This window comes from Verticiella sediminum (genome assembly GCF_007558815.1).
Lineage (GTDB): Bacteria > Pseudomonadota > Gammaproteobacteria > Burkholderiales > Burkholderiaceae_B > Verticiella > Verticiella sediminum.
Window position 1 is genome coordinate 91,932 of the sequence record NZ_VLTJ01000004.1, and the last position, 18,532, is coordinate 110,463.

General features: G+C 70.8%; 18 protein-coding genes. 4 read left to right on the forward strand and 14 right to left on the reverse strand.

The features are described 5' to 3' along the window. The first annotated feature begins 51 nt into the window (after positions 1-51). On the forward strand, positions 52-1,128 hold the full coding sequence (locus FOZ76_RS02200) for a GlxA family transcriptional regulator (RefSeq protein WP_143946492.1): 1,077 nt from the start codon (positions 52-54) through the stop codon (positions 1,126-1,128). A gap of 184 nt (positions 1,129-1,312) precedes the next feature. On the opposite strand, the gene FOZ76_RS02205 is transcribed toward FOZ76_RS02200, so the two are convergent. The 5 genes from FOZ76_RS02205 to FOZ76_RS02225 form a co-directional block, all read right to left on the reverse strand. Beyond that, the gene (locus tag FOZ76_RS02205) at positions 1,313-2,224 is read right to left on the reverse strand and encodes an alpha/beta fold hydrolase (protein ID WP_246129253.1); all 912 of its coding nucleotides are present in this window, start codon (positions 2,222-2,224) and stop codon (positions 1,313-1,315) included. 86 nt (positions 2,225-2,310) lie between these two features. Then, positions 2,311-2,880 carry a DUF4286 family protein gene (locus FOZ76_RS02210; RefSeq protein WP_143946493.1) on the reverse strand — a complete coding sequence of 190 codons (570 nt, stop codon included), beginning with the start codon at positions 2,878-2,880 and terminating at the stop codon, positions 2,311-2,313. 9 nt (positions 2,881-2,889) lie between these two features. Next, positions 2,890-3,417, reverse strand: a complete 528-nt coding sequence (locus FOZ76_RS02215; protein ID WP_143946494.1) for a carboxymuconolactone decarboxylase family protein — start codon at positions 3,415-3,417, stop codon at positions 2,890-2,892. A gap of 20 nt (positions 3,418-3,437) precedes the next feature. Next, positions 3,438-4,394 carry a Bug family tripartite tricarboxylate transporter substrate binding protein gene (locus FOZ76_RS02220; RefSeq protein WP_143946495.1) on the reverse strand — a complete coding sequence of 319 codons (957 nt, stop codon included), beginning with the start codon at positions 4,392-4,394 and terminating at the stop codon, positions 3,438-3,440. 33 nt (positions 4,395-4,427) lie between these two features. Beyond that, positions 4,428-5,315, reverse strand: coding sequence for an amidohydrolase family protein (locus FOZ76_RS02225; RefSeq protein ID WP_211365946.1), 888 nt, complete (start codon positions 5,313-5,315; stop codon positions 4,428-4,430). A gap of 80 nt (positions 5,316-5,395) precedes the next feature. Here FOZ76_RS02225 and FOZ76_RS02230 point away from each other — a divergent pair, with 80 nt between their 5' ends. Next, the gene (locus tag FOZ76_RS02230) at positions 5,396-6,286 is read left to right on the forward strand and encodes a LysR family transcriptional regulator (protein WP_143946496.1); all 891 of its coding nucleotides are present in this window, start codon (positions 5,396-5,398) and stop codon (positions 6,284-6,286) included. A 117-nt stretch (positions 6,287-6,403) separates the two neighbouring features. On the opposite strand, the gene FOZ76_RS02235 is transcribed toward FOZ76_RS02230, so the two are convergent. The 3 genes from FOZ76_RS02235 to rsmD form a co-directional block, all read right to left on the reverse strand. After that, positions 6,404-6,652 carry a YfhL family 4Fe-4S dicluster ferredoxin gene (locus FOZ76_RS02235; protein WP_143946497.1) on the reverse strand — a complete coding sequence of 83 codons (249 nt, stop codon included), beginning with the start codon at positions 6,650-6,652 and terminating at the stop codon, positions 6,404-6,406. 206 nt (positions 6,653-6,858) lie between these two features. Then, positions 6,859-7,362, reverse strand: coding sequence for a pantetheine-phosphate adenylyltransferase (gene coaD / locus FOZ76_RS02240; protein WP_143946498.1), 504 nt, complete (start codon positions 7,360-7,362; stop codon positions 6,859-6,861). 168 nt (positions 7,363-7,530) lie between these two features. Further along, positions 7,531-8,118, reverse strand: a complete 588-nt coding sequence (gene rsmD / locus FOZ76_RS02245) for a 16S rRNA (guanine(966)-N(2))-methyltransferase RsmD (protein WP_143946499.1) — start codon at positions 8,116-8,118, stop codon at positions 7,531-7,533. Positions 8,119-8,717: 599 nt separating this feature from the next. Between rsmD and ftsY the strand changes: the two genes are divergently transcribed. Beyond that, positions 8,718-9,866 (forward strand): signal recognition particle-docking protein FtsY, encoded by a 1,149-nt coding sequence (ftsY, locus tag FOZ76_RS02250; protein WP_425473225.1) that lies wholly within the window; start codon positions 8,718-8,720, stop codon positions 9,864-9,866. A 124-nt stretch (positions 9,867-9,990) separates the two neighbouring features. Continuing rightward, positions 9,991-10,398 carry a PaaI family thioesterase gene (locus FOZ76_RS02255; protein ID WP_143946501.1) on the forward strand — a complete coding sequence of 136 codons (408 nt, stop codon included), beginning with the start codon at positions 9,991-9,993 and terminating at the stop codon, positions 10,396-10,398. 58 nt (positions 10,399-10,456) lie between these two features. Here FOZ76_RS02255 and FOZ76_RS02260 read toward each other — a convergent pair whose 3' ends face one another. The 6 genes from FOZ76_RS02260 to cysT all read right to left on the reverse strand — a co-directional run bounded on the left by FOZ76_RS02260 (position 10,457) and on the right by cysT (position 18,526). Then, positions 10,457-11,626, reverse strand: a complete 1,170-nt coding sequence (locus FOZ76_RS02260; RefSeq protein ID WP_143946502.1) for an ABC transporter permease — start codon at positions 11,624-11,626, stop codon at positions 10,457-10,459. Between the two features lie 10 nt (positions 11,627-11,636). After that, on the reverse strand, positions 11,637-14,363 hold the full coding sequence (gene rbbA, locus FOZ76_RS02265) for a ribosome-associated ATPase/putative transporter RbbA (RefSeq protein ID WP_143946503.1): 2,727 nt from the start codon (positions 14,361-14,363) through the stop codon (positions 11,637-11,639). A gap of 3 nt (positions 14,364-14,366) precedes the next feature. Continuing rightward, complete coding sequence (locus FOZ76_RS02270) at positions 14,367-15,437, reverse strand: HlyD family secretion protein (RefSeq protein ID WP_143946504.1); 1,071 nt, start codon at positions 15,435-15,437, stop codon at positions 14,367-14,369. Between the two features lie 214 nt (positions 15,438-15,651). Then, complete coding sequence (locus tag FOZ76_RS02275; RefSeq protein ID WP_143946505.1) at positions 15,652-16,806, reverse strand: benzoate/H(+) symporter BenE family transporter; 1,155 nt, start codon at positions 16,804-16,806, stop codon at positions 15,652-15,654. Beyond that, the gene (gene cysW / locus FOZ76_RS02280) at positions 16,803-17,660 is read right to left on the reverse strand and encodes a sulfate ABC transporter permease subunit CysW (RefSeq protein ID WP_143946506.1); all 858 of its coding nucleotides are present in this window, start codon (positions 17,658-17,660) and stop codon (positions 16,803-16,805) included. Before cysW ends, FOZ76_RS02275 begins: the two co-directional genes overlap by 4 nt. An 11-nt stretch (positions 17,661-17,671) precedes the next feature. Continuing rightward, complete coding sequence (cysT, locus tag FOZ76_RS02285; RefSeq protein ID WP_211365948.1) at positions 17,672-18,526, reverse strand: sulfate ABC transporter permease subunit CysT; 855 nt, start codon at positions 18,524-18,526, stop codon at positions 17,672-17,674. Positions 18,527-18,532: the final 6 nt, after the last annotated feature.

Below are 18,532 nucleotides of genomic sequence, written 5' to 3' on the forward strand. Positions count from 1 at the left end.
GAGGCTTTGTGTGAACGAGGCAATACCGCCATTCAAGGGGGCAGAATCGCCATGCCGGCCGTGTATGTGGTCGAGATCCCGTGCTTTCCGGAAGCGGCCGTCGGGCATGCTGCGCATTTCGTCGAGCTGCTGCGCGGCGCCAATCTCATGGCGAGCCTGCGCCAGGGCCGGCGCGCGGCGCGATTCGCCTGGCGCTGGGTGGACGCCGCGGGCACGCCGTTGATGCACCTGCCCTATGCGGACGAAGGCGGGGCCGGCGGGGCGGCGCCGGATGCGATGTTCGTCACCTCGCTGCATTGCCCGGACATTCCCAGCGTGCGCACGGCCGCCGAGCGGCTGGCGCCGCTGAGCGTACGGCTGGGCGCGCTGGCCGAGCGTGGCGGCAAGGTCTGCCTGCTCGGCAGTGGCGCCTGGCTGGCGGCGCGTTCCGGGCGCTGTGCGGGGCGGCGGCTGGCCTTGCCCTGGTTCTACGTGGCCGCCTTCGGCGCCGAGTTCCCCGAGGTAGCGCTGGACGCCGAGCAAGACGTGGTCGAGGACGGCCCCTGGCTGAGCGCTGCGCTGGCCGCGAATGTCGGCGGCCTGGCCATGGCGCTCGCGCGCGAGGTGCTCGATCCGGCCTCCCGGCAGGCGCTGGCGAGCCTGCTGCGGCCCGACCCGGAGCGGGCCCGCGCCGCGATCGTGGCCATGCAGGGGCAGCACGTGCCAACCACACGCGCCGGCACGCTGGCCAGGGCGATCTGCTGGCTGGAACAGCGCCTGGACCAGCCTTATTGCCTCGACGAACTGGCGGCCGCGGCGGCGGTGAGTCCGCGCACGTTGCTGCGCCACTTCCAGCAGGAGTTCGGCCATACGCCGCTGGACCATCTGCACCGGCTGCGCTGCGCACGCGCCAAGGTCCTGCTCGAGATCACGCTGGAGAGCGTCGCCACCATCGCGCTCGCCTGCGGCTATGTCGATCCGGCCGCCTTCCGGCGCGTGTTCGTGCGGCATACCGGGACGACCCCGGCCGCGTATCGCGCGCAGCACAGCCTGCGCGCGCCGCGGCGGCGCTGGCGGGTGGATCCCCGGCCGGTGGAAGCGGCCGCGCTGGCCGCTCTGGCCGCGGTCAACCGCCCCGCGGCTTCGTGATGCACTCAGCCTCCGTCCGGCCGCCCGAAGGAGGCTGACCCCCCCTTGGGGGGCAGCGAACGCAGTGAGTGTGGGGGCGTTCCCCTCAGCCTCCGCCCACGACGCAGGCAAGCACGCCACACCATCCAGGGCACAGCGGATCCGGCTCCGCCCCCTGGGGAGCGCGCGTCAGCGCGTAGGGGGGCTACTCCTGGCGGGCGCGCACCGCTTCGGCGTCCGGCAGGCTGCGCTCCCAGGCCACGATGGCGTCGACCACGGCCTGCGGCGCCTGCGGGATCAGGGCGTGGCCGGTGTCCGGGATGACCGCGAGCGTGACGCGCTCGCCGAATTCGTCGCGCACTTCGTTGCGGCTGGCGGCCGGCTTGAACGGGTCGTTGCCGGCCTGCAGGTCGAACAGCGGGGCGCTGCCGCCCGACCACCAGGTTTCCTGCGACGTGGCGAGGCCGGCCTTGCGCTGCGCCCGGCTCACCTCGGGATACCAGCCATGCAGCCACACCGAGGCATCGAAGTCCGGCGTGAAGAAGGCGTACTGGATGGATTTCAGGCGTTCGTCGTCCGGCAGCGACAGGTCCGCGCTGCGCGCGACGTGCTCGGCCATGCCGTCCGGGTAGTTCTTGGCCGCGGCCGCGACGATCACCACGCCGCGCACGAGATCGGGATGATCCACGCCGGTGGTGCGCGCCACCCAGTTGCCGAAGGCATGGCCGACGATCACGGCGGGCGCCGCATCGAAGTGGCGCAGCACCGCGGCGACGTCCTCGGCGTAGTCGTGCAGGGTGATGCCGTCCATCGGGCCGCGGCTGCGGCCGATGCCGCGCGGCTCGGGACGCAGCACGCGGTAGCCCGCCTCCACGAAGCCCGGCACGAGCACGTCGAAGTCCTCGGCGCCGCGCCCGCGCGAAGGCAGCAGGAGCAGGGTGGGGCCGGCCCCGTCGGCATGGACCTCGATCTGTACGTCGCCACGCTGCACCAGCGTGGTCTGCGCGAGGGTGGCGTTGGCCTGGGCGGACGCGGTTTCGCTGGCGAAGCCGGCATGGGCGGCCAGCAGCAGGCAGGGTGTGGCGAGCAGGGCGGCGAGTCGTCGGCGCATGCGCATGGATGTCTCCTGTAGGGTGTTATGGACGAACGGAAGCGGTCGGGACGCTGTGGGCGTCCCGGCGGGAAAGCGCGGCGCGGGCGGTGTCAGCCCGCGTCGCGGAACATGATGCGACGGGTGTTGCGAAAATTCGGGCGTACCCGGTCGCTCCACGCCGTGGCGCGCACGGCGAGCCAGGGCGGGCTGCCGAAGGTCTCGCGCGTCTGGAGGTCGTAGCTCGCGTGATAGCGCGGTACGCCGTGCGCGGCGAGGTGCCGCTCGGCGTGCACGGTGCCGGGCACGCCGGCCAGCCCGGGCAGGTGTTCCTGGTCGTACCAGGCATTGAAGTCGGCCTCGGCGTCGGCGGACACGTCGGTCTCGACCACGTAGTGCCAGGGCGCGGGCCGGCCGGCGCTGGCGCCCGGGCGGGTCAGTGTCCGGCGCAGCAGGGCGAGTTCGGCGCCCGGGTTGCGGTCCTGGGCGGCGGCCAGCCAGGCGGCCACGCGCTCGGGGGCGGGTGCTTCGGCAAGTGCGACGCGCACGTAGGTGAGCGGGGCATCGACAGCGTGCAATACCCGGGCTGACGGCGCGCCCACCTGGGCCGCCACCCAGGCGTGGGCCTGCGCGGTGTCCAGGTGTTCGCCGGGCCAGCGGATCAGGAGCTGGAGCATGGACATGGCTATTCCTCAGTGGCCGATGCGCAGCGCCACGAGCAGGCGCGACACCATGTTGTAGGCCGCCACCGTGGCCGTGATCTCGAGCAGGGTCTGCTCCGGATGGCGCGCGGCCAACGGCGCGTACACCGCATCCGGCACCTCGATGTCGCGCGTCATGGCGTCGGTGTAGGCCAGCACCTCGGCGTACGCCGACGTCAGCTCGGCCGGCGGCGGCCCCTCGGGCGTGCGCAGCCAGGCGACCACGGCGGCGGGCAGCCCCGCCGCCTCGGCGTGCGGCACGTGCGCCTCGAACTCGTAGGGCGCGCGGTTCAGCACCGCGATGCGCAGGATGATGAGTTCGCGCAGGTCGGCCGGCACCGTGGTCTTCTGCCGGATCGCGGTGAGCAGCGCTTCCCAGCCCTCGACCACGGGCGGGCTGTGCAGCAGCACCTGATAGAGCAGTGAGACGCGGCCGCGGCTGGCGAGGATGCGCGCCTCCTGGGAGGCGAGCGCTGCGCGCGTACCCGGCGCGATGGGGGCAAGACGAGGTCGGGACATCGGCGATCGCCTCCGGGCGCTCAGGGCTGGATCTGCTTGCGTTCGATCAGGTCCGTCCACTTGCGGCGGTCGGACTCGATCAACTCGGCCAGCTCCTGCGGGCTGGACGGCGCGACCTCGGCGCCGAACTCTTCCAGTCGCCCCTGGACGTCGGGCTGGGCGAGCGCGTCGCGCACGGCCTGGTTCAGGCGCTCGATGGTGGCCTCGGGCGTGCCGGCGGGCGCAAGCAGCCCGTACCAGTTGTTGGATTCGACGTCCGGGATGCCCAGTTCGGCCAGCGTCTTCACGTTGGGCAGCGCGGGCTGTTCCCGGGCGCTGGCCAGGCCCAGCGGCTTGAGGGCGCCTGCGCGGATCTGGCCGATGAGGCCCGGCACGTCGCCGAAGAAGCCGTCGGCGTGGCCGCCGATGACGTCGCCGATGACCTGGGAGGCGCCCTTGTAGGGCACGTGCATCACCGGGGCGCCGGAGGCGTCGCGGAACATCTCGAGCGTGAGATGGGGAATGCTGCCGACGCCGGACGAGCCGATCGCAGGCGGCTGCTTGGCGGCCTTGGCGCGCTCGACGTAGTCCTTGGCATCGGTGGCCGGGTTGCTGGCGGCGACCACGAAGACCGTGGCGTTGTTCACGACGCGGCTGACCGGCGCGAAATCCGTTTGCGGGTCGTAGGGCAGGTTGGCGTACAGCGCGGGGCTGATCGAGACGGCGCCCACGCTGGTGAGGAACAGCGTGGAGCCGTCCTTGGCCGCCTTGGCGACGTAGCTGGCGGCGATGTTGCCGTTGGCGCCCGGGCGGTTTTCGACGATGACCGTGCGTTCCAGGATCTTGCCGAGCGGGTCGGCCAGGGTGCGGGCCACGATGTCCACGGGGCCGCCGGGCGTGAAGGCGACGACCAGGCGGATCGGCTCCTGGGCCTGGACGGCGGGAGCGGCGGCGACGAGCGCGGTGGACAGGGCGAGCGGAAGTAATTGTCGGTACATGAATGTCTCCTGATGGGTGTTCTTGGGCGCGTATCAGTCGCGGTAGAGCGCGAGCGGGTTCTGGGTGAGCACGCGTTGGCGCAGGGCGGCGTCGGGGCAGGCCTCGAAGAAGAGATCGACGAGGCGGCCGTCGTCGGGCATGTCGCCCTGGATGTTCGGGTGGGGCCAGTCGCTGCCCCACAGGCTGCGCTCGGGCATGTGCTCGAGCACGGCGCGCACGTAGGGCAGGCCGGCGGTGAAGGGGGCCTGGCCGCCGGCGACCCGGTCGATCGCCGACACCTTCACCCAGGCGTTGGCGCACTGCGCGAGTGAGAGCAGGGCGCGCATGGCCGGCTGCGCCAGCCCGTCGGCCGCGGCGACGCGGGCCAGGTGATCGACCACGAAGGGAATCGGCAGCCGGCGCAGTTCGGGCAGCCATTCGACCAGGGCCGCCCCGTCGATGTGGACGCACAGGTGCCAGCCGAAAGGCGCGATCAGCGCCACTACGCGGCGCAGGCGCTCGGGCGAAGGGGGCTTGCCCAGGTGCGCGACGAAGTTCAGCCGCGCGCCGCGCACCCCGCCTTCATGAAGCTGGCGCACGGTATCCGCGGTGGCGTCTTCAGGCAGCAGGGCGACGCCACGATAGCGGCCGCCGCTGCCGGCGATGGCGTCGAGCAGTGCGCTGTGGTCGGTGCCGTGGCAGGCGGCCTGTACCAGCACGGCGTGCGTCGCGCCCAGGTGCGCATGCAGCGCGTACAGCGCGCTTGCCGGCACGTCGGGCGGCGTATAGCGGCGCGCTGCCGCGAACGGAAAGCGCGCGTGCGGGCCGAACACATGGCAGTGGCAGTCCCAACTGCCCGCGGGCAGCGCTTGCGCCGGGCGGCTCGGCTGCGCCATGGGGGCGCGGCAGTCGGGTACGAGAGACGGGGCGGATGCAATCATGTCCGCATGGTGACGAGGTGCTTTACGTCGGGCAATGGCATATCATGGATTTCTGTTATAGGAACTTGCTATATCTCACCATGGAACTACGCCAGATCCTCTATTTCGTGCGTGTTGCCGAGCAGCGCAGCTTCTCGCGCGCCGCCGAGCTGCTCGGGGTGTCCCAGCCCTCGCTGTCGCGGCAGGTGCAGTTGCTCGAGGCCGAACTCGGCCGCCATCTGCTGCTGCGCAACGGCCGCGGGGTGGAGCCCACCGAGGCCGGCCTGCGCCTGCTCGGGCACGGCCGCGCCTTGCTGGGCATGGCCGAGCGCGCCGTGGCGGACGTGCGCGACATGGACGGCGCGGCGGTGGGCAAGGTGGTGCTGGGGCTGCCGCCGCGGGTGGCGCAGGTCATCACGCCCACCTTGGTCAGCACATTTCGCAGCCGCTTTCCCGGCGCGGCGATCACGGTGGCGGAGGGCCTGAGCGCGCAGATGCGCGAGGCGCTGCTGGCCGGCCGGCTGGAGCTGGCGCTGCTGTACGATCCGGCGCCCTCGCCGCAATTGGCCGTGGAGTCGCTGTTTCGCGAGCCATTGGTGCTGGCGGCCTCGCCCGCGCTCGCACCGCGCCTGCCTCGCCAGGTGCCCGTGGCCAGGCTCGGCCGCTACCCGCTGGTGGTGCCCAGCCTGCCCAATGCGATCCGCACGCTGCTCGAGCGCACCTGCCGGCGGCACGGCGTGCAGTTGAATGTCGTGGCCGAAGTCGATGCCGTCGGCACCATCCAGGAACTGGCCGAGCGCGCGCAGGCGTATGCGGTGCTGCCGAGATCCGCGGTGGCGGGTACGCCGGAGCTGCGCATGGCGCGCATCGTGCAGCCGGAAATCCTTAACGATCTCGTGCTGGCGAGCCCGGCCAAGCGGCCCGGCACGCGGCTGGCGGAAGAGACCGCGCAATTGCTGCGCGAGCTGGATTTATCGGCCGCGTTCGGCTGATGCGCTCGCCAAGACTGCGTTGCGCCGCTGGCCTTGGCGACGGCACGAGGCGGCACAAGGCGCGCGGCATGCCTTGCCGCGAAGCGCCAGGGTCGAACGCGCCAGAGGCGGCGCGCGTCAACCGGCCGTCAGGCGCTCGTACTTGGCGAGCAGTTGCTCGCTGGTTTCGACGGCTTCGGGATTGACGATGATGCACTCCACCGGACAGACCACCTTGCATTGGGGTTCGTCGTGGTGGCCAACGCATTCGGTGCAGCGCGAGGCGGCGATCTCGTAGTATTCGGCGCCCATGCTGATGGCGTCGTTCGGGCACTCGGGCTCGCAAACGTCGCAGTTGATGCACTCGTCGGTGATGAGCAGGGCCATGGTATGCAAGGAAATGCGCAAGGGCGGCCCGACGGGCACCGTCGGCGGTGCGCTCGTCCGGCCTCGGCGGGCGGGCAAGCGAGGGGATGCCCGGGCAGCCGCGCACGCCGTCAGGCGTGGGCCAAAGACGTTATTGCACCACATTCCGGCAGGCGCTGCCCGCGGCCGCCCGAATCAGGGGCGCGCGCCGTGCAGCGCCGGTGCGCTCACTCGCCCTTGAGCGGGCCGCCCATCTGCTGGACCTTGTTCTGCAGCCAGCGTTCGACCGAGGGAAAGACGAACTTGCCGACGTCGCCGCCCATGAGCGCGATCTCGCGCACGATGGTGCCCGAGATGAACTGGTACTGGTCGGACGGCGTGAGGAACAGCGTTTCGACGTCGGGCAGCAGATAGCGGTTCATGCCGGCCATCTGGAACTCGTATTCGAAGTCGGAGACGGCGCGCAGGCCGCGCAGGATGACGCGGGCGTTCTGCGAGCGCACGAAATCCTTCAGGAGGCCGCCGAAACTCTCCACCGAGACGTTCGGATAGTGCCCGAGCACTTCCTGCGCGATGTCCAGGCGCTCGGCGACGGTGAAGAACGGCTTCTTGGCATGGCTGTGCGCCACGCCGACGACGACCTTGTCGAACAGCGTCGCAGCGCGGCGGACCAGATCTTCATGGCCACGCGTGAGGGGGTCGAAAGTGCCGGGGTACACGGCAACGATCATCGGCTTCTCCTTTGTTGAGCCGCAGCGCGTTCGGTCGCACGCCAGGCTTGGGGGTTCGTCGCGGCGGACGGGCGCCGTGTCCGCCGCCGAGTCTCCGTTGACGCGATTATTTCTCGAAATCGTGCATTGCAGCAATCATGCTGCGCTCTCGAGCGGGCCGCCAGGGGGTCATAGTGTGGCGCTGTCGGCCGTCCTTTGCAACAAACGGTAGTGCACTGCGCCGGCCCTGCCCTCGCGCAGCAGCACATGGCCGGGGGGCGGCGCTATCGCGGCTTCGCTCTCCACATAGAGCAGACCGCCCGGGGCGACGACGCGTTCCACGGCCGGCCAGAGGCGACCGAGCCAGTCTTCGCCGAAGGGTGGGTCGAGCAGAACGAGGTCGAATGCCGCGCCGCTGTGGCGCGCCAGAAACCCCATGGCGTCGCCGACGACGACGTCCACCTGGTGGGCGTGCAGCTTGTCGCGGGTCGCGCGCAGGGCCGCCGCGAGCTGGCCGCCGGCTTCGACCAGGGTGACGGCGGCAGCGCCGCGAGAAGCGGCTTCGAAGCCGAGGGCGCCCGTGCCGGCGAACAGATCCAGCACGCGGCGCCCGGTGAATTCGCCATCCCACAGATGGGACAGCCAGTTGTACAGCGTTTCGCGCACGCGGTCGGGCGTGGGCCGCAGCCCGGGGGCGTCGAGCACCGGCAGCGGGGTGCGGCGGTACTGGCCGCCGATGATGCGGACCTGTCGGGGTGGAGGTTTGCGAGCGGGCATGGCGAGGGAGCAAGGGCCGGGCAGGCGATCGTAACCCGCGCGCCGCGCCGCAGGCCGGGTTCGGTACGCAGAAAAGACTATCATCGGGGCCATCTTCCCCATGAATCCGCCATTCAGGCCACATGTTCAAGTTTTTCCGCAAGAAGCAGCCGCCCACGCCAGCGCCCGAGACCAAGACACCGCCCGCCCCGCCCGCGGTGCCGGACGCCGGTGGGTGGGGGCGGCACGTCGAGCAGGAACCCCCCAAACCCGCGGCCAGCGAGCTTCCTCCGGGTGAGGCGCGGGTCGCGCCGCAGACGGTAGAGATACCGGCAGCGCCCCCGGCGCAGCCGCCCAGCGGCACGCCCGTCAGCGCGCCGCCGCCCGCCACGCAGGCCTCCGCATCCGAGCCTGCGTCCACGACGCCCGCGCCCGCCGTGTCCGCGCCATCCGTGGCGCCCGCCGCCTCCACCGCTGGCGCGGCGTCCGCCCCGACGCCGGCGCCGGCCGCACCGCCAGCCGCTCTGCCCCCAGCCGCGCCGCCGGCCGCCGACCCGCCGGCGCGCGCGAGCACCGAACCGCCGAGCTTCGCGCCCCCGGCCGCGCCTGCGCCTGCCGCGGTGCCGGCCAGTCCGCCGGCCGCATCCGCAGTCCCTGCCCTCCCCACCGCCCCTACCGTCCGCCCGACGCCCACCGCGCCCGTCACCACCCCGGCACCGGCCGCCACCCCCACGCCCGTCGTCGGCGGCAAACCGCGCCAGCGCCCCGGGCCGCCGCCCACGCGCGCCAAGTTCGAGGCGTCGGCGCCGGCTGTCGCTGCGCAGGAGGCCGCCACTGCCGCCAAGACGTCCTGGCTGACGCGGTTGCGCTCGGGCCTGGCCAAGACGGGGCAGAGTTTCACGCAGCTTTTCGTCAACGTGAAAGTCGACGAGGATCTGTTCGAGGAGCTGGAGACCGCGCTCATCATGTCGGACGCCGGCGTCGACGCCGCCGACAAGCTCCTGACCGCGCTGCGCGCGCGCGTGCGCAAGGAACGCATCGAGGACGGCAACCGGGTCAAGGAAGTCCTGCGCGAGTTGCTCACCGAGCACCTCGCGCCCCTGGAGCGCGCGTTCGATCTGGATCGGGCGAGCCCGGTCGTGGTGATGATCGCGGGCGTCAACGGGGCGGGCAAGACCACCTCCATCGGCAAGCTCGCACGGCATTTCCAGAACGAGGGCAAGCAGGTTCTGCTGGCTGCCGGGGACACCTTCCGCGCCGCCGCGCGCGAGCAGCTCGTGCAATGGGGCGAGCGCAACAGCGTGGCGGTGATCGCGCAGGCCGACGGCGGCGATCCCGCCGCGGTCGCCTTCGACGCGGTGCACGCCGGCCGCGCGCGCAACATGGGCGTGGTGATGGTCGACACGGCCGGGCGCCTGCCCACGCAACTGCACCTGATGGCCGAGCTGCAGAAGATCCGCCGCGTCATCGCCAAGGCCGACGCCGATGCGCCGCACGAGGTGCTGCTGGTCGTGGATGGCAACACCGGCCAGAATGCGCTGGCGCAGATCAAGGCTTTCGACGATGCGATCGGCCTTACCGGGCTGGTCGTCACCAAGCTCGACGGCACGGCCAAGGGCGGCATCCTCGCCGCCGTGGCCTCGGGCGCGAACGGTGTGCGCCCGGTGCCGGTCTACTGGATCGGCGTGGGCGAGGAAGTCGAAGACCTGCAGCCCTTCGTCGCCGCCGAGTTCGCCGGCGCGTTGCTGGGCGGCAGCGGCAACGGCTGATCCGCCGAGTCTGCGCCCGCCGACCTCCCCGGGCTGGCCGCCGGGCGGCATCCCCGGCTCGGCGGCTTGGCGCGCACACCCCTCCGGCGTTAGTCTTTCCGGAAGTATCCGCCGGGGAGGCGTCATGGAAGACCTGCAGGAATTCGCCCACCACGTGTTCGCTTCGCAGCCGTTCAGCCGGCACATGGGCGCTGAACTCGTCGAGGCCGAGCCCGGGCTGGCGGTGATCCGCCTCGCCGTGCGCGACGAGATCAAGCAGCAGCATGGCTTCGTGCACGGCGGCGCTGTCAGCTACCTGGCCGACAACGCGATCACCTTCGCCGGCGGTCTGTCGCTGGGCGGCAACGCGCTCACGTCCGAATTCAAGATCAACTACCTGCGCCCGGCCGTGGGCAGCCACCTGATAGCGCGCGCCCATACCAAGAGCATGGGGAAACGGCAGGCGGTGTGCCAGTGCGACATCTTCGTCGTGAATGGCGAGTCGGAGAAGCTCTGCGCCATCGCGCTCGGCACGGTGGTGGCCGCGTCCTGAAGCCGTCCGGGGCGCGCCTGGCTGCCGAGCCCCGCATGGCAGGCCGGTGCGCCCCGCCTCAGGCCATCCGGCTCAAGGTCTTGCGGAACCGTGCGAGCGAGACGGCGAAGAACACCGCGCCGATCACCGCCATGGCCACGAACTGCACCCAGACCACGTCGAAGCCCGCGCCGCGGAACAGGATCGCCTGGCCCAGTTCGACGAAGTGCGTGGTCGGCGCGAGCAGCATGATGTTCTGCACCACGTCGGGCATGCTCTCGCGCGGGGTGCTGCCGCCCGAGAGCATCTGCAGGGGCAGCAGCACCAGGACCAGCAGCATGCCGAACTGCGGCATGCTGCGCGCGATGGTGGCGAGGAAGATGCCCAGCGCGGTGGTGGCGAAGAGGTTTAGCGCCGCGCCGGCCACGAACAGCGGGATCGACCCCGCGATGGGCACGCCCAGTGCGCCGCGCACCACCACGATCAGCGAGAACGTGGCGGCCACCAGCACCACCAGGCCCATCGACCAGACCTTGGCGAGCATGATCTCGGTGGGTGTCACCGGCATGACGAGCAGGTGCTCGATGGTGCCGTGCTCGCGCTCGCGGATCAGCGCCGCGCCGGTGAGGATGATCGAGAGCATGGTCACGTTGTTGATGATCTGCATCAGCGCGCCGAACCAGCTCTGGTTCAGGGTGGGGTTGAAGCGCGCGCGCAACTGCAGCTCGACCGCCGGCGCCGCGCTCTGCCGGTAGCGCGCAACGAACTCGTTCACCTCCGCCGTGATGATCTGCTGGATGTAGCCGTTGCCCGTGAAGGCCTGGCTCATGCGCGTGGCGTCCACATTGACCTGGATCTCGGCGGCCCGGCCGGCCAGCACGTCGCGCTGCAGGTTGGGCGGGATCACCACCGCGAAGGTGTAGCGCCCGGCATCCAGCCCGGCGTCGATCTCGTTCAGCGTGGCCGTCTCGGGCGGTGTGAAATAGGGCGGGTAGAAGGCCGAGGCGATGCGTCCGGACAGCGGCGACTGGTCCTCGTCGACGATGGCGATGGGCGCGAGGTGCAGGGTCTCGGGCATGGCCGTGGCGGCGGTGTAGACCGACAGCGTGAACACGTACACGATGAGGATCAGCATCATCGGGTCGCGCCACAGGCTCCAGAGTTCCTTGACGCCGAGGCGGTAGGTATTGGCCCAGAGGTGGCTGCGCTTGCCCGCCCTGGCCGGGCGCTCGGTGGTGATCGTCGCCATGCGTGTCCTCCTACGTATCCTGCTTCTTGAGCAGCAGCAGGGTCAGGCCCATGATGACCGGGATCGCGATGGCCAGCGGCCAGAACGCCTGGTGCAGATCGCCCAGCCCCAACGCCTTGCTGAACACGCCGCGGCTGATGGTGAGCATGTAGGTGGCGGGGTAGATCTCGCCGATGACGCGGCCCGCGCCCTCCAGCGAGGACACCGGATTGAGCAGGCCGGCGAACTGGACCGCCGGGATCAGCGTGCCGATCAGGGTGAAGAAGAGCGCGGCGATCTGGCTGCGCGTGAGGGTCGAGGCGAGCAGCCCCATGCCGGTCGCGCCGACCACGAACAGTACCGTCGCGCCCAGGAGCGTCGGGAAGCTGCCGGTGATCGGCACGCCGAATACGGTCACCGCGAGCAGCGCCATGGCCAGGAAGTTCACCATGCCGAGCACGATGTACGGGATCTGCTTGCCGACTAGGAACTCCAGGCGGGTCACGGGCGTGACGTAGAGGTTGATGATCGAGCCCAGTTCCTTTTCGCGCACCACGGCGAGCGCCGTGAGCATCGCCGGCAGCATCAGGAGCAGCAGCGGGATCACGGCCGGCACCATCGCCGGCAGGCTGCGCACGTCCGGGTTGTAGCGGTAGCGGGTCTCGATCGACACCGCCGGCGAGACGCGCATGCCCAGGCGCTCGGACGCCTGTTGCAGCAGCCATTGCTGGTGGATGCCCTGCACGTAGCCCTGCACGGTCTCGGCGCGCTGCGGCATGGCGCCGTTGATCCAGGCGCCGATCTCGGCCTGCCCGCCGCGCGCCACCGTGCGGGCGAAGCCGGGCGGGATCTCGATGGCCAGCGACAGTTCGCCGCTGCGCATGCGCTGGTCGAGCTCGGCGTAGTCGCGTATCGGCGCATGCTCGACGAAGTAGCGCGAGCCCGACAGATTGAGCGCGTAGTTCTGGCTCAGCCCGGTCTGGTCGCGATCGAGCACGGCATAGGTGAGGTCTTCGACGTCCAGGCTGATGCCGAAGCCCATCACGAACATCAGGATCAGCGAGCCGACCAGGGCGAGGGTGGCGCGCACCGGGTCGCGCCGCAGCTCCAGCGCTTCGCGCCAGGTGTAGCTGTAGAGCCGTTGCAGGCTGAAGGCGCGGCGTTTGTCGCCAGCCTCGCCGGCGTGCGCGGCCGGCGCGGTACCCGCGGGCGGCGCGGGCTCGGCCCCGCTCGCCTCCTGCAGATAGGCGATGAACGCTTCCTCCAGGTCGCGTGCGCTGCGCTGCTCGACGATGGCCGCGGGGGTATCGCTCACCAGCACCTTGCCCGCGTGCATCAGCGAGATGCGGTCGCAGCGCTCGGCCTCGTTCATGAAATGGGTCGAGATGAAGATGGTGACGTGATCGCGCCGTGAAAGCTCGACCAGCAGACGCCAGAAGCCGTCGCGAGCGACCGGGTCCACCCCCGAGGTGGGCTCGTCCAGGATCAGCATTTCGGGGCGATGCACCATTGCCACGGCCAGCGACAGGCGCTGGCGGATGCCGAGCGGCAGGTTGTCGGGCAGCGTGTCGCGCACCGCGCCGAGATCGAAGCGCTCGAGCATCTCCTGCACGCGCGCATCGATTTCGCCGGCCGGGACGTGGAACAGGCGCGCGTGCAGCACGAGGTTCTGCTCGACCGTGAGTTCGCCGTACAGCGAGAAGGCCTGCGACATGTAGCCCACCCGGCGCCGCGTAGCGATGTCGCGCGGGTCCACCGCCTGGCCGAACAGCCAGGCCTCGCCCTCGCTGGCCGGCAAGAGGCCGGTCAGCATCTTCATGGTGGTCGACTTGCCGCAGCCGTTGGAGCCCAGGAAACCGAAGATCTCGCCGCGCCGGATGCGAAAGCTCACGTGGTCCACCGCGACGAAGTCGCCGAAGCGCATGGTGAGGTCCCTGGCCTCGATCGCCACGTCGGCGCTCGCGCCGGCGTCCAGCGGCGGGATGCGCACCGGCGCGTGGCCGCGCTTCTTCTCCTCGGGCAGCAGGGCGATGAAGGCCGCCTCCAGCCCATCGCTGCCGGTGCGCTCGAGCAGTTCGGTGGGCGTGCCGGTGGCGAGCACCTTGCCGTCGTCCAGCGCGACCAGCCAGTCGAAGCGCTGCGCTTCGTCCATGTAGGCGGTGGCCACGATCACGCTCATGCCGGGCCGCTGGGCGCGGATGCGGTTGATGAGATCCCAGAACTGCGCGCGGGCGAGCGGATCGACCCCGGTGGTGGGCTCGTCCAGGATGAGCAGGTCGGGGTCGTGGATGAGGGCGCAGCACAGGCCCAGCTTCTGCTTCATGCCGCCCGAGAGCTTGCCTGCGGGGCGCTCCAGGAAGGCGTGCATGCCGGTGCTGCGCGTGAGTTCGTCGATGCGGCGGCGGCGCTCGGCCGCGTCATGGCCGAACAGCCGGCCGAAGAACTGCAGGTTCTCCTCGACCGAGAGGGTGGGGTAGAGGTTCTTGCCCAACCCCTGCGGCATGTAGGCAATGCGTGGGCACACAGCGTTGCGGTGCGCCTTGCTCGCCATGTCCCCACCCAGCACCTCGACCCGGCCAGTCTGGACCGCGCGGGCGCCGGCCACCAGCGACAGCACGCTCGACTTGCCCACGCCGTCGGGCCCGATCATGCCCACCATGCACCCGGCGGGTACGTCCAGTTCGATGTGCTCCAGCGCCAGGGTCTTGCCGTAGCGCAGGCTCACGCCGGCCAGGCGCACGACGACGTCCTCGGCCATGGCTTACTCCGGCAGCCGGGTGCGCAGTTCCTCGGGCCAGTCCGCCTGGCCGGCGAGCTTCACCCAGGCCACGCCCGGCAGGCCGGTCTTGACCTGGGTGAGGTACTTCTGCAGCAGCTCGCGGTCGATCTGCGCGCGCACGCGGAACATGAGCTTCTGCCGTTCGCTGGCGGTCTCGACCGTCTTGGGCGTGAACTGGGCGGTCGCGGCGACGAAGGAGATGGTGGCCGGGATCACGTACTGCGGCGCGGCGTCGAGGATGATGCGCGCCTCGGAGCCCAGGGCCACGCGGCCGGCCACGGTCTCGGGCAGGAAGAAGGTCATGTAGACGTCCGAGAGATCGACCAGGTTGAGCACCTTGCCGCCCGCGCCCAGCACTTCGCCGGGCTGGGCGATCTTGTACTGCACGCGGCCGTCGCGCGGGGCGACGAGCTGGCTGTCGCGGATGTCCGCCTCGATGCGGGTGATGGTGGCCTCGGTTGCCTTCACCGAGGACTGGGCGCCCACGACCTGGGCCTCGGCCGCCATGATGGTTGCATCGGCAGCGGCGATCTGGGCCTTGGCGGCGGTGATGGCCGCCTGGGCGCCGCGCATGGCGGCGCGGTCGTCGTCGCGCTGCTGAGTGGAGGTCGCTCCCGAGCGCACCAGGCTCTCGGAGCGCTGCAGGCGCTGCTGCGCATTGGCCAGTTCGGTTTCGCGCTGCATGAGCTGCGCTTCGCTGGCCGCCTTCTCGCTTTGCCTGACGGCCACCTGGGCCTGCGCGCTGGCCGCCGCGTTGATCGCCTGCTGGCGGTTGGCCTGCGCCTCGGCGAGCTGCGCCTGCAGGGTGTCGGTCTGCATGTGGCCGAGCACGTCGCCGGCCTTCACGAACGCGCCTTCGTCCACCAGGATGTCGACCACCCGGCCGCCGAGCTTGGTGGCCACGTCGATCTCGGTGGCCTCGATGCGGCCGTTGCCGCTCGCGTATCCCTCACCGGGGCCGTTCTCGTGCGACTGCTGCCAGACGTAGTAGCCGGCGGCGGCGATGAGCACCACGAGGGCGCCGAGGATCAGGGACTTGCGCGATACGGACATGAGTTGGCATCCGATGAAACCGGGACGGTGCCGGGCTCGCGCGGCGATGCCGCCGTGCGGGCCGGCCTGACAGTGTGGCCTCGGGCGTTCGGGCGCGACGCCCGCGGGCTGGACACTCGGCGAGCTTAACCCGGTTGCCCGGGGCCAACCTATGATCCGGCGCAAGCCCCGGCCAAGCGATGCCGCGCTGCAGCGTGCGCACAACGCCGTGGATTCAGGCGCTGCGACGGTGCAGGGCGGCGTGCACGGCGAGGCCGCCGGCCAGCCCCCAGAAAGCAGCGCCGATGCCGAGCGGGCTGATGCCGCTGGCGGTGATGAGCAGCGTGAAGAGCGCGGCCGGCCGATCGGCTTGCTCGCGCAGGCCGTTATAGAGCGCGCTGCCGAAGGGCGCGAGCAGGGCGAGGCCCGCGGCGGCCTGGATCAGCACCGGCGAGGCCGCGGCGATGAGCGATGCGCACAGCGCCGCGGTGAAGGCGAGCAGGATGTAGCCCACGCCGGACCAGGCGGCCGCGACGTAGCGCCGCTCCGGCTGCGGGTCGGCGTCGGGGCTGGCGATCAGGGCCGCCGTGATGGCCGCCAGCGACATCGTGATCGCCCCGAACGGCGCGCCCACCGCGGAGGCGAGCCCGGTGGCGCGGAACAGCGGCCCGGCGGCCGGCCGGTAGCCGTAGACCGACAGCACGGCCATGCCCGGGATGTTCTGCGAGGCCATGGTGACGATGAACAGGGGCAGGGCGAGGCCGACCAGCCCGTCCCAGGTGAAGACCGGCGTGATCCAGCCGAGCGTGGGCAGGGCCGGCTCGATGCCGGCGCGGGTGGCCGGATCGAGCGCGAGCATCACGATCGCCGCCAGCACGGCGGCGGGCACCGCGAATAGCCTGGCCAGACGCAGCATGGCCACGTACACCGCGAGCAGGATCAGCGCCGACCAGGGCGCGCTCTCCACGGCCACGAAGGGCGCCAGGCAGAGCTTGAGCAGGATGCCCGCCAGCATGGCGTTGGCGACCGGCGGCGGGATGCGCGTGATCCACGCTGACAGCGGGGCGAAGAGGCCGGCCAGCACGATCAGCAGGCCAGCGACCAGCATGGCGCCCAGGGCGACCGGATAGCCGCCCGGGAGCTGGCCGGTGCCGATCAGCAGCGCCGCCACAGGCGTCGACCAGGCGATGCCCACCGGCACGCGCAGGCGCAGCGCCACGAAGATCGCCAGGGCGCCCACGATGAGGCAGAGCGCGAACATGCCGGAGGCGGTCTGGCCGGTGTCCGCGCCCACCGCCGCCAGCCCCTGCATGACCAGGGCGAACGTGCTGCCGTAGCCCACCAGGGCGGCCAGCAGGCCCGCCATGGCGGGCCGCGCGAGGTGCTTCATCGGCCGGGCTGCACCACCACCTGTTCAGCGTGCGCAACCATGTCGCCCTTGCGCGCCTGCTGCCACTCCGCGAGGGTCTTGAGCAGCAGCGTGAGGATGGCTATGCAGGCGAGCAGGGCCGCGGCCGTGAATGCCGCCACGGTCTTGTAGTCGTCGTTGAGCTGCTCGACGAGCAGCGGCAGGGTCACGGTCTGCCCGCGGATCGCTCCCGAGACCACGGCGACGGCGCCGAACTCGCCCACCGCCCGCGCGTTGGTGATGATCACGCCGTACAGGAGCGCCCAGCGGATGTTCGGCAGCGTCACCTTGCGGAAGATCTGCCAGCCGTTGGCGCCCAGCGTGAGCGCGGCGTGCTCCTCCTCGCGGCCCTGCGCCTGCATCAGCGGGATCAGCACCCGCGCGACGTAGGGCGAGGTGACGAACACCGTCACCATCACGATGCCGGGCCAGGCGAACATGAGCTGCACGTTGTACCCCGACAGCCAGCCGCCGATCGTGCTCTCCAGCCCGTAGGTGGTGAGATAGCACAGGCCCGCGACCACCGGCGAGGTGGCGTAGGGGATGTCGATCAGCGTCATCAGGAGCTTGCGGCCGCGGAATTCGTAGCGCGTCACGCACCAGGCCAGGCAGATGCCGAACACCAGGTTGACCGGCACCGTGATCAGCGTGGCGAGCAGCGTGAGCTTGATCGCATGCTGCATGTCGCCGTCGGCGAGATTGCTCACCAGCATGTCCCAGCCGCCGGACAGCGCGCGGCTGAAGATCAGCGCAAGCGGCAGGATGAGCAGGAAGGTGGCGCAGACCAGGCCCAGCCCGATCAGGGCCCATTGCTGCCAGTTCTGGGGTTTTTTCATCGAATTCTTCCTCAGCCTCGGCCTTGCCACACGGCAAAGCGCGCCTGCACCAGTTGCAGGATGAACAACAGCAGCAGCGACACCGCCAGCACCACCGAGGCGATCGCCGCGGCGGCCGGATAGTCGTACTCCGACAGGCGCATGAAGATCATGAGCGAGGTGACTTCGGTCTGAAAGGGGATGTTGCCGGCGATCATGATGACCGCGCCGAACTCGCCCAGGCTGCGGATGAAGGACTGCGACGAGCCGGCGATCAGGGCCGGCACCAGCGTCGGCAGGATCACCCGCAGGAAGGTCTGGAAGCGGGTGGCGCCCAGGGTGCTTGCGGCTTCTTCGTACTCCGGGCCGAGGTCGTTCAGCACCGGCTGCACCGCGCGCACCACGAAGGGCAGGCTGGTGAAGGTCATGGCGATCACGATGCCCGGAAAGGCATAGGAGATCCGGATGCCCACGGCGTCGAACCACTGGCCCACCCAGCCGCCCGGCGCGAGCAGCACCGACAGCGTGAGCCCGGCGACCGCGGTGGGCAGCGCGAAGGGCAGGTCCATGATCGCATCGAGCAGACGGCGGCCCGGGAAGTCGTAGCGCGTCAGGATCCAGGCGAACAAGAGGCCGATGGCGGTGGCCGCGATCGTCGAGTAGATCGCGCCCTCGATGGTGGTCCAGTAGCTCGAGAGCACGCGCGGATCGGACACGGCGCGCCAGTACTGCGCCCACGTCATGTCGCTGGTGTAGAGGAACAGCGCCGAGAGGGGCAGCAGCATCACCAGGCTGAGGTACAGCACGGAGAAGCCGAAGGTGGGCGCGAACCCCGGCAGTGTGGGGCGTTGGGTGAAGAAGAAGGATCGTGTGGCCAAGCCGGACATCCCAGG